This window comes from Prevotella sp. P5-64, assembly GCF_002251285.1.
In the GTDB taxonomy this organism is placed as follows: Bacteria; Bacteroidota; Bacteroidia; order Bacteroidales; family Bacteroidaceae; genus Prevotella.
Window position 1 is genome coordinate 35,024 of the sequence record NZ_NPJK01000016.1, and the last position, 13,536, is coordinate 48,559.

Below are 13,536 nucleotides of genomic sequence, written 5' to 3' on the forward strand. Positions count from 1 at the left end.
CTAAAAAAAGCAGCGCCGTCACTGGCGCTGCTTTTTTGGTGGTTATAGGACTATCGGTACCATGAGTTTCAGACACACATTGCGGCCCATATTGTAGACGCCGCGGCGCCCGGTCTGGGGGTTGGTGTCGAGATACTTCAACCGGCTCAGATGGTTCTGGTAGACACGGTCGGTGAGGTTCTCGCCCGCGAGGGCGAGGGTGCAGATGCGCCGCCCACGGCTCTTGATGTCGGCACCGGCATAGAGATTGAGCAGCGTATACGACGGTGTGGGAGTCTCGGTGTCGTTGGCGGTATAGCAGTGGTTCTGCCGCAGATTGCAGTCGGCCTCGACCTTGACATAGAGGTGGTCTACCCAGCGGCTATTGCATATCAACTCGTATCTCACATCGGCTCTCCAGCGCGGCGCAGGGGTAAACGGCAGATACCGCGACTCTGCCGGCTGGTGCAGCTGCACCGAGTTGACATAAGAGAAGGCGTTGCCGATGTGCAGGCGCTCCACGGGGTGCACGTCGACACTCACCTCGCCGCCCAGGATGCGGGCGTCGCCCGAGCTAAACTGGTAGACAGGCGTGCCGTCGATGACCACGGGGCGCTGCTGAGCGTCGGCCATACGCCGGCTGTATACATAGTGGTCTATGCGATTGGCAAACAGCGCCACCTCTGCCAACACCAGCGTCGACGAATAGGTCATGCCGAGGTCCATCTGCCAACTCTGCTCCGCACCCAGCGCCTGGTTGCCCAGTTCGTATCGGCTCGTGCCCTCGTGCACGCCGTTGGCAGAGAGCTCACTGATGTTGGGCGCACGGAAGCCACGTGCCAGATTGAGCTTGAGCTGCAGTCCGTCGGCCACCTCATAGGCCATGCCCACGCTGCCGCTCACGCCGTCGAAGCCGCGCCTGAGCTCCTTGAAGCGCCAGCCCCCGTCGGCCTCAGCATCGGCGAGGGCGTCGCTGTGCAGATGACGGTGGTCCACTCTCACGCCGCCACTCAGACTGATGCGGCCCATCTCCCGGCTCACCGTGGCAAACACGCCGTAGTCGAAGAGCCTGTAGGCGGGTATCAGAAACTCCTCTCCCCGGTTGAGCGACCGTTGCCACATGCCGTTGATGCCCGTAGAGAATTTCCATCCGCCCCTCTCGGGCGAGAGGTAGTGCAGGTCGTAGTTGACGGTATGGAGCATGAAGTCGAGGCCACACTCCTGGGGATGCTCCTCGTCCTCAAACTCCTGCCGGCGGTTGTGCTGGTAGCCCAGGAGCAGCCTTATGTTGCCCTCGCCCACCATCCATGAGTTGTCTGCCACCGCCTTGTAGTGGTGTATCTGCTGATACGGCATGGGCTTGCCATAGCTCTTGGGGTCGTAGCCTTGAGGCACCTCCAGCGCGCCAGTGTGCGGGTCGCGCTCGCCCTCCACGATGCCGGGCGTGAGGTGATAGTAGCTCAGCGTGAGATGCGTGTGGCCCTGGCGGTAGTTGCATCCGAGCAACTGGCTCAACGACTGCTCGCGCAGGGACGATCCGTAGACATAGCCGTCATAGGCGTTCTTGTAGGCATGGGCCATCTTGCCGCTGTAGCGCGTGTCCCACACCATAGCCCCCTTGTGTCCGGCAAAGTCGAGCGAGTAGTCCAGCAGCCCGCTGTTGGTCTGATAGTCGGTGGCGACATTGGCGCTCATGTCGCCAGCCATCGGCACGGGTGAGCGATGGAAGATGATGACGCCCGCCATAGCGTCAGAACCGTACATGAGGCTGGCAGGCCCCTTGAGTATCTCTACCGAGTGTACCGAGTGAGGGTCTGTCTCCACGCCGTGCTCGTCGCCCCACTGCTGGCCTTCCTGCCTGATGCCGTCGTCGACCACCACCACGCGGTTGTAGCCCAGTCCGCGTATCACCGGTTTGGAGATGCCGCTGCCGGTGGTAATCTGCGCCACGCCGGGCTGGCGGGCTATGGCGTCGATGATGTTGGTGGCGGGCTGCATGGCCAGCTGGCGGGGCGAGATGAGGGTTACGGGAGCAGGCGACTGGCTGAGCCGCTGGCTGCCGGTAAGCCCGGTCACCACCACCTCGCCGAGCTTCACGGTGGTCTCGGTCAGGGGCAGATGTCGTGTAGTGTCTTGCGGCTCGTTTATAGCCATAGCCGGGGCTGTGGCCGACGCGCACAGGGCGGTCAGCCATATCGTTGTCTGTATTGTGTTCATTTTGTTTCTACTTATTATGTGTATCGACGACCGTTGCGCCACGGCGCGGGCATGCCTGTCGTGCCCCGCCGCTGCTGCGGTGGTCATCATCTGTGATGGTCTGGGGTGGCGCCGTGGTCATGGATAGCGGCTCGTATCATTTGATACGTGGGCTCGTTTCGTAAGGCACGTGAGTTCGTAACATAAGGCACGCGTCCACGTATCATCCGTCACGAACCGGCAGCAGGGCTTGCGGCGCCGCCAGAGATGACTCCGACAACAGGCAAGACAATGCGCCGCGACCGCTATAGACGACCACGACAGGCTGGGAGGAAGTGGCTGCAACGGCTGTTACAGTCCAGAGACATAATAAGGAGGTGCTCGGGCTGGGCTGGCGTCGTGGGCGCGGCGCATACAGGGGGCTGCGGCCACACGGCGCAACACGCAGAACGGCACGGCAATGACCGCGCACGTGAGCAGGAGTGGTGGAAGATAGGGTATACTCTGCAACTGGCAGAGCACACAGGCATGCAGGGTGGGCTGGAAAGCCACCAGGTGGCCGTCGTGATGTACATTGCGGGCGCAGTCTTCACAGTAGAAGGCAGCATCGGCCTCCTGCACGCCATCATGGCGGTGCAGCGTGACAGCCAGCAGCATGGGCACATAGACCAACAGCAGCAGCCATGAAGAGCGCAGACGCTTGTAATTGGTATCCTGCATACGACTGCAAAGTTAATCATTTGCTGCCTAAGTCAAAGGCAAATCTCCTGATTTCTATCTACTGTTAATCTTTTTTTGCAGATGCCCACGCCGCCGTCGGCGGTCTATCGACTGCGGCTGATGATGTCGGCAGCCTTGTCCTTGTCGCTGTCGAAGGTGAAGAGGCGGTAGATGGTGGCAGCGTTCTGCACATCCACGATGCGCGACGCCATCAGTCCGAGCACCTTGAGCCGCTCGTCGCTGAAGGAGAAGAGCTTCATCAGTTCGGCGGTCTGCTGGCAGGTGAAGCAGCAGCCCAGACACGCCACCTCTATCAGGTCGTACTTGGTAGAGTCAAAGCCCGCACGCTGTATCTTGCCCCGCAGTATGCCAAACGAGGATTCGTCGAGGCTGGCGTCGTAGTAGCCGGGCACTATGGGGCACCCCACCTCGCCACCGCGACGGGGCTCGCGGCTGCCTGCCGCCCCGCTCTCATAGACGGGCACCAGCTGCGAGTCGTAGGAGACTACGCGTCCGCTGAGGTCAAAGCCTATGAGGGTTCTACGTACATTGCCCGAGAGCGATACGCCGCTGCGGTATTCCCATCGGTCGCCCGAGGCATCGAAGCTGGTCAACTTGGGCTTGCCGAGTATGGCCTCTACCTGCTGTTTGGTCATCCCGCGCTCTACGGTCTTGCTGTTCTTGGCGAGTGCAGACTGGCATACTGCCAGCATCATCAGTGTTGTGGCGATTAGCGCCAACCATTCATTTCTCTTCATGGGTCTCTATGTGTTTATGGATGTGATTGTATCTATCTTATGCCTGCAAAGTTAGCACATCTGCACGTAGCAGCCGAGGCATAATCCCTAAAGGTGGCGGGGGAATTCCCTAAAGATGCAGAGGGATTGACCCGCTGCCGCCAGCGGCACCAAGCAGCGAAGTCAACCTGGCGCTGACGGTCGCCGCTGCAAGAGAGGTGGAACTATCATCTGCCTCCAAGCCGCTACTGACTCAATAGCGGCGATGTTATTGGTCATGGTGGTAGGCCGCATGATTATCAAAAAGTTGACAAAAGCCTTGGTAATATGAAAATAGAATCATATTTTTGCAAATTGATGAAGTGTGTAACGTTATAAACAAGAAGATAATGGCAATAGAATTAAAGACAATACCTGTCCTTCATGGTGAGGCTGCAGCTTGCTTCGTTGAAGCTGCTGATGAGGCATTGCAAAAGCGTGGCTCCATTGACTTCTCCAAACAGTTAGCCAAAGCCCGAGCTATATTAAAGCGTTCTAAACTGTATATTTAACATGTTAGAACAATGTGATTTCATGGAACTTACAGAGGAAGTCTTGCAGCAATGCAATGGCTTCACTTGTAAGGATGCTGACATTACAGAGTTCTCACCCATGACTATGCCGACTACACCTATCAGTTGTTAGGAAAATCATATTGCTTTGTCAAACCGGACACATCTGAAATCGTCTGTGCTTTCACAGTCGCCAATTCAAGTGTAAAGGTTGCTTCTCTTCCTTCTGGCCTTAGAAACAAACTAAATAGAAAGATACCCAATGCCAAGCGCAGTCCCCAATATCCCGCTGTATTGGTCGGCCAATTGGCTGTAAGCGACTTGTTTAGTGGCCATCATATTGGAGACGAGTTGTTAGACTTCATCAAATCATGGTTTATCGACCCATTAAATAAAACGGGATGCCGTTATGTCATCGTAGATGCCGTCAACCATCCCAAGGTATTTGACTATTATCAGCGAAACGGTTTCAAGTTTCTGTTCTCCTCTGATGAGGAAGAATGGGTATTCTTACATAACAAGGGCCAAGAGCCAACCGCTCCTGTAGAACCTATGAGAACGCGGCTCATGTATTTTGATTTGATTTATCTACGTACATAATAATAAGGTAAAGACATTGCCCCCATCGGGCGCACCGAAAGAAAGACTACTCAAGGGCATCACTACATTTTAGGCAGTAATGAAATCCATACGGATGCGTTACTGCCTAAAATTATTTTATACCTATTTCCACCTATGTATCATGTGCATCGGGTTCTCGTCAATGGCGACGCAACCCACCACAACCCTGACCATTACCGCTTCTACTCCTACTTAAGAAGAAGCATGGACCATGGGCGTAGCGACAGCCTTGCAAAAAGCAAACGGCAACGCACTGGGCGCTGCCGTTTGTTCGGGAGTCCTGTCTACAGGATAGAAATATGTAGAGGGGCGTGGGTTAGTCGAGCTCTTCGTCAGCCTCGTAGCCACCCATCTCCCGGATGGCGTTCTTGAGCATGGCGTGCTGCTGGTAGAGGTTGTTGACGGGCTCTTCGCCACGGGTATAGTCGTGCATGGGCGCTTTGAGGAAGAAACTCAGGAAGCGCTGGATGCCATAGCGGCCGGCACGGGCGGCGAGGTCGCTCAGCAGCGCCAGGTCGAGCAGCAGCGGAGCGGCGAGGATGGAGTCGCGGCAGAGGAAGTTGATCTTGATCTGCATGGGATAACCCATCCATCCGAATATATCTATATTGTCCCATCCCTCCTTGTTGTCATTGCGCGGCGGATAGTAGTTGATACGCACCTTGTGATAATACTGCGTGTCCTCGTCGTTGCCATGTCCGTAGAGGTCGGGCTGGTCGGTGGGCTTGAGGATGGTCTCGAGGGTAGAGAGCTTGCTCACCTCCTTGGTGTGGAAGTTGGCGGGCTCGTCGAGCACCAGTCCGTCGCGGTTGCCGAGGATGTTGGTCGAGAACCAGCCACTCAGTCCGAGGCAGCGCGTGCCGATGATAGGCGCAAAGCCACTCTTGACGAGCGTCTGTCCGGTCTTGAAATCCTTGCCGGCGATGGGCATGCGGGTCTGCTCAGCCAACTGCCACATGGCGGGTATGTCGACCGTGGTATTGGGGGCACCCATGATGAAGGGGGCACCCTCTGCCAGCGCCGCATAGGCGTAGCACATAGAGGGAGCGATGTGCTGGCGGTCGTCGGCCTTCATGGCAGCCTCAAGGGCTTCGAGGGTGCCATGCACCTGCATGTCGACAGGCACATAGATTTCGGTGGAAGCCGCCCAGAGCACCACGATGCGCGCACAGCCATGCTTGCGCTTGAAGTCGCGTATGTCCTGACGCAGCGCCTCAACCATCTCCCATCGCGTATGGCATGGCTTGACATTGTCGCCATCGAGCCGCTTGGCATAGTTGCGGTCAAAGGCTGCCGGCATGGGCACCACCTGCTCCAGCTCGTCGCGCACGGGCAGGATGTCCTTCTCCTGGAGCACCTGGGCATACATGGCTGCCTGGAAGGCATTCTGGGGATAGACATCCCAGGTGCCGAAGACGATGTCGTCGAGCTGCGCCAGCGGCACGATGTCTGAATAATGGAGATACTGGCTGTCGGAGCCGCGTCCCACGCGTATCCGGTTGTACTGGGTCATCGACCCTATGGGCTTGGCGAGACCTCGGCGGGTCATAAACACACCTGTCATGAAGGTGGTGGACACGGCGCCACAACCTACAAGCATAATTCCCAACTTGCCATCGGCTGGGAGAACATTGGTTTTTCTCATACTACACAATTAAGTTACACCGCAGAGCAGCCATAAGGGCTGGCGCTGCACGATAATTCATAATACACTCGCTGCAAATGTAGAGAAAGTTGGGTGAAGGGCAATGCCTCGGATGTGTTTTTTATGAAAAACGTGGCTGTTTTTCACATTTTTTGCGAGTTCAGGACTACCCGTCAGCCAACCATCACTGGCAACGGGCACACAGACAGCCCCCACTCGGGCGGACGACAAGGCGGCAGAGACAGAGGCGGAACCACGATTTGTCATGAAAAACAAAGGATTTATGGCTTTACTCTTGCTCTTTTTGCGATTTATTGCGAACTTTGCAGTCTACAAATAACTTACTACATAAGCAATAAAAGAGATGAAGACCACAACCCTCGCCCTGATGAGAAGCGCCGTACTGGCGCTGCTCGCTACCATTGTGTCTACAACCATAGCCACCAAAGCACAGACCCCGACCGGGAAAAACCGGCTGAGGGTGGCGTCGTACAACATACAGCACGGTATGGGTATGGACGGGCGCCTGGACTATCTGCGCACAGCCCGGGTGCTCGAGAAAATCAATGCCGACGTGGTGGCGGTGCAGGAGGTGGACAGCATGACACGCCGCACGGGTCACACCTATGCCCTGGGCGAGATAGCCGACGCGATGCGCTACTATGCCTCGTATGCCGCGGCCATAGACTTCGACGGCGGCCGATACGGCATAGGCATCCTCTCGCGACAGCGTCCGCTGCGGATAGAGCGTAGGGCACTGCCCGGACGCGAGGAAGCACGCGCCATCATCGTGGCAGAGTTCAAGGACTACGTGTTTGCCGCCACCCACCTGTCGCTGACCGAGGAAGACCGCATGGCGTCGCTCGCCATCATCACAGAGATGGCACGGACGAGCCGCAAGCCCTTCATCATAGCCGGCGACATGAACGCCGAGCCAGGGTCTACTTTCATCGGCGAGCTGGAGAAAGACTTCCATATCTGCAGCAAGAACGCCAAGTCGTGGCCCGCAGACTCTCCGCAAGCCTGTCTGGACTATATCGCCGCATACAAGAGCTATGGCGACGTGAAGCGGCCGGGAGCCGACGACGAGTGGGCCAACTACCGCCCCTATGTGGGCGAACCAGCGGTGACGCTCAATGCGCAGGTGGTCAACACGCAGGCGTCGGACCACCGCCCCATCTACGCCGACATCGTACTGCCCACGCCCACAGCGCAGCTGCTCACCACGCAGCCCTATCTGCAACTGGCGACAAAGACATCGATGAACGTGATGTTCCAGACCAACTGCGTGGGCCACTGCTGGATAGAATACGGCACCGACACGCTCAACACCCGTAGGGCTCGCGCTCTGATGGACGGCCAGGAGGTGTGCTATGACATCGAAAACAACATAAAGCTCGACCATCTGCAGCCCGGCACCCGCTACTACTACCGCGTGTGCGTGCAGGAAATCCTGCACAAGAGCGCCTATGCCAACCACTTCGGCGGCGACACGCTGCGCACGAGGTTCTACTCGTTCCGCACTCCGGGCGATGACGGCGACTTCGGCTGCCTCGTCTTCAACGACCTGCACGACCAGAGCAAGACCTTCGGCAGGCTGAGAGAGTTGGTCAAGGACGAGGACTACGACTTCGTGATATTCAACGGCGACTGTCTGCCCGAACCGCGCAACCGCAACCACGCCATCGACATGATACACTGTCTGGCCGATGCCATCGGAGGTGCCGAGAAGCCCATCATCTTCCTGCGCGGCAACCACGAGATACGCAATTTCTACTCGGCAGGCATGCACAGCCTCATAGGCTACTATGGCGACAAGACCTACGCTGCCTTCACCTGGGGCAAAACACGGTTTGTGATGCTCGACCCGGGCGAAGACAAGCCCGACTCGACGCCTGTATACGGCGGCCTCAACGACTTTACACAGCTCAGGATGGACCAGACGGAGTTTATCAAGCATGAACTGAAGAGCAAGGAGTTCAAGCAGGCGCGCCATCGCGTGCTGATAAGCCACATCCCCATCTTCGGCAACATCGACAAGTATCGCCCCTGCACCGAGATGTGGGGAGGGATGCTCGCCAAGGCTCCCTTTGACCTGGGCATCGGTGCCCATACCCACACCGCGCGTCTGCACCGCCGGGGAGTAGACGGATGCGGGTTCCCGGTGTACATCGGCGGGGGATATAAGATGGACTCTGCCACCGTGGCGGTGCTGACCTGCCGCGAGGGGAGGCTGAGTCTGAAGGTGCTGGCAGACAACGACGACAACCAATGGACGCTGGACCTGGGCCGATAAACTCAACGACGGCAGAGAAGAGACTCAAACAAATAGAAACCCAATCAACAGACGCATGAGACGACGATACCTGTCACTGTTATTACTCTGTATGCTCGCCGCCATAGGCTGCCGGGCTAAAAACTCAGTAGCCCCCATGACCGCGGGCTATGTATTTATGCTGCCGGGCGATGCGGAAGTCATGGCCCAGATAAACCTGACCAACTGGGGCGACACCCGCGTGACCAGCTTCACCTACACCCTGTACTACATGGACAGCAAAGAGAGCGAGGGACCGATGACCGTCGCGCTGGACACTCCGCTCGAAGACGGCGAGACCCGCACGATGGGGATAGCCATCAAGGCTGGCAAGACGCTGGGCAAGGAAGACGTGCTGCTGAACATTACCCAGGTAAACGGAACCTACAACGAGGCATCGGTAAGCTATACCTACATCACCCGCTGCACGGTAAACAAGATGCCCGTCAAGCGGGTGCTGGTAGAAGACTATGCCGCCATGTGGTGCTGGCACTGCCCAGTAGGTCTGGTGGCCACCGATGCGCTGGCACGCAGATTTCCCGACGATGTCGTGGCGGTGTCGGTACACAAGACCGACGACATCAGCAAGGTGGTGTCGCCGACGGTGTATGAAGGTCTGATAGACAGATATGCCGCCACCCTGCCGGCAGTATGGATAGCACGCGACAACAAGGCGGCGGGATATGATGTGACCACAGCCTACCAGAGCGAGAAGAGCAAGGTGACATATATGAACATCGGGGTAAGCGCACGGTGGGACGCGACGGGCGACGCCATCGACGTGACCACCGAGGTGGAGCCCTGCATGACGCCCGAGGAGGGCAGCAGCTACAGCGTAGGCTATGTGCTCACCGCCAGCGGGCTGACCAACCCCGCCTGGCGGCAGGAGGCCAGCTACGCCGAATACTCAAGTCCGAGCTACGCCGATGCCCCCGAGGAGATGAAGTTCTATGCCGACGCCGCCAACTATAGCGATGGCTATAGCAAGGTCAAGGGAATGGTGTATAACCATGTAGCCATCGAGTCGAAGGGTATGGAGAGAGGTATCGCCAACTCACTCGGCGCGCCATATGCCATGGACGAGGTGAAGAAGCACAGCACCACCTTCAGCAACATAAGCAGATACGGCGTCATAGGCGACAAGAGCAAGATTGAGATAGTGGCCGTGCTGTTCAACAACAAAACCAACAAGATAGAAAACGCCGCGCGTTGTCGTGTGGATGGTTACGGAGGCGACACCACGGGCATCGGAGAGGCCGTGGGCGACAAGCGCGATGGCGACGACCGCATGTATGACATGATGGGGCGCCAGGTCTACGGCAAACCTGCACCGGGGCTCTATATCATCAACGGCAGAAAGATTATCGTAAAGTAAAATATAACAGACACTTATGAAAAGACTTATATGTAGCCTCGTAGTGGCAATGGCTGCCGCAACCAGCATCTGGGCAGGCCCGGTAGACGAGGCAAAGGCCAAAGCTCTGGCGCAGAAATACATCAACAATCCGGTAAAGGCCAATGCCAGCACCATGCAGAGGGTCAAGGCCAACACCACGGCAGAGGACAAAGCCCCGGCGCTGCACCTGTTTAACAGCCAGGAGGGTGAAGGCTTTGTCATCGTGGCTGCCGACGACAGAGTGGGCGGCGTATTGGGTTACAGCGACAAGGGCAGGCTGGACACCGACAATATGCCCGATGGATTAAGGGCACTGCTGGACAGCTATGCACGCACTGTAGAGAGTGTGCGCACAGACGAGGCGAACGTGATTCCGGTCTACGCCAACAGGCCCAAAGCCAGCGTAAAGCCACTGATAAGCGCAGAGTGGAGCCAGGAATATCCCTACAACTACTACACGCCCAAGAGCAGCAGCGGCAAGCCGACCTATACCGGATGTACCATCACGGCGGCAGCACAGGTGCTGTCGGCTCACAAGTGGCCGAAGATGAGACCCAAGGGAGTGCCCAAGGGCGAAGGAGCCATGGCATACGACTACTACGACTGGGACAACATGATAGACAACTACAGCAATGGCGGCTACAGCATAGCCCAGGCCCAGGCTGTGGGAGTGCTGATGCGCGACCTGGGCAGACTGGCGCGCGCCACATACGGCGTGCACGGAACCCTCAGTGACGAAGGCAAGGTGTGGAACGCGCTGCAATACTACTATGACTGCACTGTGCGCCAGCTCGAGAAAGACCTGCTCCCCGGCGGAGAGTTTCTGCAGGTCGTATACAACGAACTGTCATTGGGGTGTCCACTGTTTATGACCGGTGGAGACCATGCCTTTGTGTATGACGGCTATGACGAGAACGGTCTGGTGCATGTCAACTGGGGATGGGGAGGTCTGGACAACGGCTACTTTGACATCAACACGGCTGCGACGGCTGGCGGAGGATACAACAGCGACGGCCGCTACTATGAGAAGCAGATAGCGCTGCTGATACACCCCAACAACGGCACCATAGAGCCGCTCAAGCCCAAACCCGTAGTGCTCTCGATAAACAACGATGAAGGACTGCAGTTCAAGGTGAGTGAAGGGCTTACCACCTCTTCTTATATACCGGCGCAACTCAAAGGCGTAGGCGCTCGCAATCTGGCACAGAACGAGGACGGCGCCTATACCGGCAAGTTGGGCATCGGCCTCTTTGACAAGGACGGCACCTGTCTGCACGTCTTCGGCATCACCGCCACACAGACATGGTCTACCTATTACGGGTCGTACAGTTACGACTACGACTGGTGGGGAATAGACCTCAGCGAGATAGACGGCCCTGGCGACGGCACATACTATCTGCGCCCGTTGGGCCGCCGCAGGATAGACGCCGCCACCGACAAGTGGGGCGACTGGACCACCATGGTCAACGGCAACAGTGTGCCGATGGTTGTAGACAATGGCAAAGTGACCCTGGTCCAAGACGACAACAAGCCCCATCTGCTGCTCGCGGGCAAACCCGAAATACTGGAGCCTGCCTATGAATACAGCAGTCAGATGACGGGCATCCAGCTGAACATATCCAACCTGAGCAGACGCCAGGCAAGAGGCGAGCTGAAGGTGGTGCTGCACGGGACGGGCAGTCTGGAAGGCGAGACCTACGTGGTGCCCAATGCCTATCTGATGCACATGGTGGCGCAACGCATGACGACGACTCCGTGGATAGTGAAGTTTATGACCTCGTATACAGGGACCAATGGCAGCTTTGCGCTCAAAGCCGGCAAATACAGGATGACACTCAAATTTGACCACAATCTGGAAACCAAAGACCCGGCGGTATACGACATCGCCGTGCCCGAGGACTTCCTGATAGAGGTGTTGCCGCAGAACTACTCAGAGCGCGTGACGGTGACCTCGGTAAAGCTGCTCGACGAGAACGGCAACGGCGTGGCGTCGCACCACTTTGACCTAACGCAGATGCCGAAGGTGACTCTGGGCATATCGGGCTACGCCAAATACATGACGCAGACCACCTGCAAGACCCAAATACGCTACAGGATGGTAGACACGGCCACTGGCGCCACGGTATATACAAGCGAGGGCTACAGCGTAAGCATACCGCGCAACAACGAGACCAACCTGACGAGTATGACACGCCACACGGTGGACCTGGCCGGTATGGCAGAGGGTACATACGAGATACACGTAGATGTGGAGAGAAACGGGGCTTGGCTGGACAGATGGAACGCCAACACCCTACGCCGGAAAATCGTGCTGTACAGGAAGACACCGTCGGAATCGACCAAGATAGACGAAACCACAGCAGACCCCACCAGTCAGAACGCCAACCGCAGCACAGCCATCTACGGAATAGACGGACGCAGACTCCCATCCATTCCACAGCGCGGGCTGTATATCATGAACGGCGTGAAACGTATGGCACAGGACAGATAAGTCGGGCAGAAAGAGAAGAAAGGAAAAGGAACCGGCAGGCGCCACCAGCCCCACGGACAAAGACGCGAAGCAGGGAGGTCTGAGTCGCATCGTGATATATCACTCGCCGGGCGCCATGCCGGCAAACTTGCGGAAATTGCGATAAAAGGACTGCTCGCTGGAGTTCTTACCCTATGCTGCTCTTAAGGTGATTGTAGACTGCAAGTACAAGGTTATACATTTTTCGTAGTATTCGGGACTTCCCTCCCCCATTTTTTTGTTTCGGAAAGGCTGAGCGGGGTGACTCGGGCTGACGGCATCAAGGAGGAATGTCAACAAAGAAAGAAAAAAAACAACTGCCTCGCTGTAGCAAACACCGGGAAGTGCGAGTCTAAGGATTAGAAAGATTTGAACAATAAAGATATGAATCCTAAAGAACAACAATTCGCGCAGGTCGTCAAGGACAATCGCAGCACAATATATGCGGTGTGCTACATGTTCTCCAACGAAGCCGACGAGGTGGCTGACCTCTTTCAAGAGGTGCTGGTAAAGCTATGGAACGGCTATGATTCATTCCAAGGCAAGAGCGATATCAAGACCTGGATATATCGCGTGACTCTCAACACCTGTGTCACCATAGACCGCAAGAAGCGCAGGCGCAACAGGGCTATGCTGTCTATGGATGTCGACTATTTTGACAGTCAGGAACAGGAAACTGCACAAGTGAGAATACTGCACGAGCGCATTGCCCGGCTGCAGCCACTGGACAGAGCCATCATCCTGTTGTGGCTCGAACAAATAAGCTACGGCGAAATAGGCGAAATCGTCGGCATAAGTGCAAAGAACGTGTCGGTGAGGCTGGCAAGGATAAGAGTGCAACTGAAGAATATGTCTAACAAATAATCAG

Annotated in this window: 11 protein-coding genes; 7 read left to right on the forward strand and 4 right to left on the reverse strand. The window is 56.8% G+C overall.

Features of this window, described 5'->3' with window-relative positions; translation table 11 throughout:
* Positions 1-42: 42 nt before the first annotated feature.
* Positions 43-2,196: a TonB-dependent receptor gene (locus tag CIK87_RS03580; protein ID WP_094385533.1), complete on the reverse strand. Its 2,154-nt coding sequence runs from the start codon at positions 2,194-2,196 to the stop codon at positions 43-45.
* A gap of 1 nt (position 2,197) precedes the next feature.
* Between CIK87_RS03580 and CIK87_RS14720 the strand changes: the two genes are divergently transcribed.
* On the forward strand, positions 2,198-2,323 hold the full coding sequence (locus tag CIK87_RS14720) for a hypothetical protein (RefSeq protein WP_256387365.1): 126 nt from the start codon (positions 2,198-2,200) through the stop codon (positions 2,321-2,323).
* Between the two features lie 203 nt (positions 2,324-2,526).
* Here the strand turns inward: CIK87_RS14720 and CIK87_RS03585 are convergent, their stop codons facing one another.
* Together CIK87_RS03585 and CIK87_RS03590 are read right to left on the reverse strand one after the other, a co-directional pair.
* Entirely contained in the window at positions 2,527-2,895 is a 369-nt protein-coding gene (locus CIK87_RS03585) for a hypothetical protein (protein ID WP_094385535.1), read from the reverse strand.
* A gap of 104 nt (positions 2,896-2,999) precedes the next feature.
* The gene (locus tag CIK87_RS03590; protein ID WP_094385538.1) at positions 3,000-3,653 is read right to left on the reverse strand and encodes a DUF4476 domain-containing protein; all 654 of its coding nucleotides are present in this window, start codon (positions 3,651-3,653) and stop codon (positions 3,000-3,002) included.
* 368 nt (positions 3,654-4,021) lie between these two features.
* On the opposite strand from CIK87_RS03590, the gene CIK87_RS14470 reads away from it, so the two are divergent.
* Positions 4,022-4,183, forward strand: coding sequence for a hypothetical protein (locus tag CIK87_RS14470; protein WP_173823477.1), 162 nt, complete (start codon positions 4,022-4,024; stop codon positions 4,181-4,183).
* 126 nt (positions 4,184-4,309) lie between these two features.
* On the forward strand, positions 4,310-4,783 hold the full coding sequence (locus CIK87_RS03600) for an N-acetyltransferase (protein WP_254046503.1): 474 nt from the start codon (positions 4,310-4,312) through the stop codon (positions 4,781-4,783).
* A gap of 337 nt (positions 4,784-5,120) precedes the next feature.
* On the opposite strand, the gene CIK87_RS03605 is transcribed toward CIK87_RS03600, so the two are convergent.
* Positions 5,121-6,449 carry an inositol-3-phosphate synthase gene (locus CIK87_RS03605; protein WP_094385542.1) on the reverse strand — a complete coding sequence of 443 codons (1,329 nt, stop codon included), beginning with the start codon at positions 6,447-6,449 and terminating at the stop codon, positions 5,121-5,123.
* Positions 6,450-6,813: 364 nt separating this feature from the next.
* Here CIK87_RS03605 and CIK87_RS03610 point away from each other — a divergent pair, with 364 nt between their 5' ends.
* From CIK87_RS03610 to CIK87_RS03625, 4 genes are all read left to right on the forward strand, one after another.
* The gene (locus CIK87_RS03610; protein WP_254046504.1) at positions 6,814-8,745 is read left to right on the forward strand and encodes an endonuclease/exonuclease/phosphatase family protein; all 1,932 of its coding nucleotides are present in this window, start codon (positions 6,814-6,816) and stop codon (positions 8,743-8,745) included.
* Between the two features lie 55 nt (positions 8,746-8,800).
* Positions 8,801-10,138: a hypothetical protein gene (locus CIK87_RS03615; RefSeq protein WP_144008092.1), complete on the forward strand. Its 1,338-nt coding sequence runs from the start codon at positions 8,801-8,803 to the stop codon at positions 10,136-10,138.
* 16 nt (positions 10,139-10,154) lie between these two features.
* On the forward strand, positions 10,155-12,650 hold the full coding sequence (locus tag CIK87_RS03620; protein ID WP_094385546.1) for a C10 family peptidase: 2,496 nt from the start codon (positions 10,155-10,157) through the stop codon (positions 12,648-12,650).
* Between the two features lie 402 nt (positions 12,651-13,052).
* Positions 13,053-13,532, forward strand: coding sequence for an RNA polymerase sigma factor (locus tag CIK87_RS03625; RefSeq protein ID WP_094385548.1), 480 nt, complete (start codon positions 13,053-13,055; stop codon positions 13,530-13,532).
* The last annotated feature ends 4 nt before the right edge of the window (positions 13,533-13,536 follow it).

Coding starts and splice junctions, on each gene's coding strand:
- CIK87_RS03580 (WP_094385533.1), bottom strand. CDS start 2,196: ATGAACACAATACAGACAACGATATGGCTGACCGCCCTGTGCGCGTCG.
- CIK87_RS03585 (WP_094385535.1), bottom strand. CDS start 2,895: ATGCAGGATACCAATTACAAGCGTCTGCGCTCTTCATGGCTGCTGCTG.
- CIK87_RS03590 (WP_094385538.1), bottom strand. CDS start 3,653: ATGAAGAGAAATGAATGGTTGGCGCTAATCGCCACAACACTGATGATG.
- CIK87_RS14470 (WP_173823477.1), top strand. CDS start 4,022: ATGGCAATAGAATTAAAGACAATACCTGTCCTTCATGGTGAGGCTGCA.
- CIK87_RS03605 (WP_094385542.1), bottom strand. CDS start 6,449: ATGAGAAAAACCAATGTTCTCCCAGCCGATGGCAAGTTGGGAATTATG.
- CIK87_RS03610 (WP_254046504.1), top strand. CDS start 6,814: ATGAAGACCACAACCCTCGCCCTGATGAGAAGCGCCGTACTGGCGCTG.
- CIK87_RS03615 (WP_144008092.1), top strand. CDS start 8,801: ATGAGACGACGATACCTGTCACTGTTATTACTCTGTATGCTCGCCGCC.
- CIK87_RS03620 (WP_094385546.1), top strand. CDS start 10,155: ATGAAAAGACTTATATGTAGCCTCGTAGTGGCAATGGCTGCCGCAACC.
- CIK87_RS03625 (WP_094385548.1), top strand. CDS start 13,053: ATGAATCCTAAAGAACAACAATTCGCGCAGGTCGTCAAGGACAATCGC.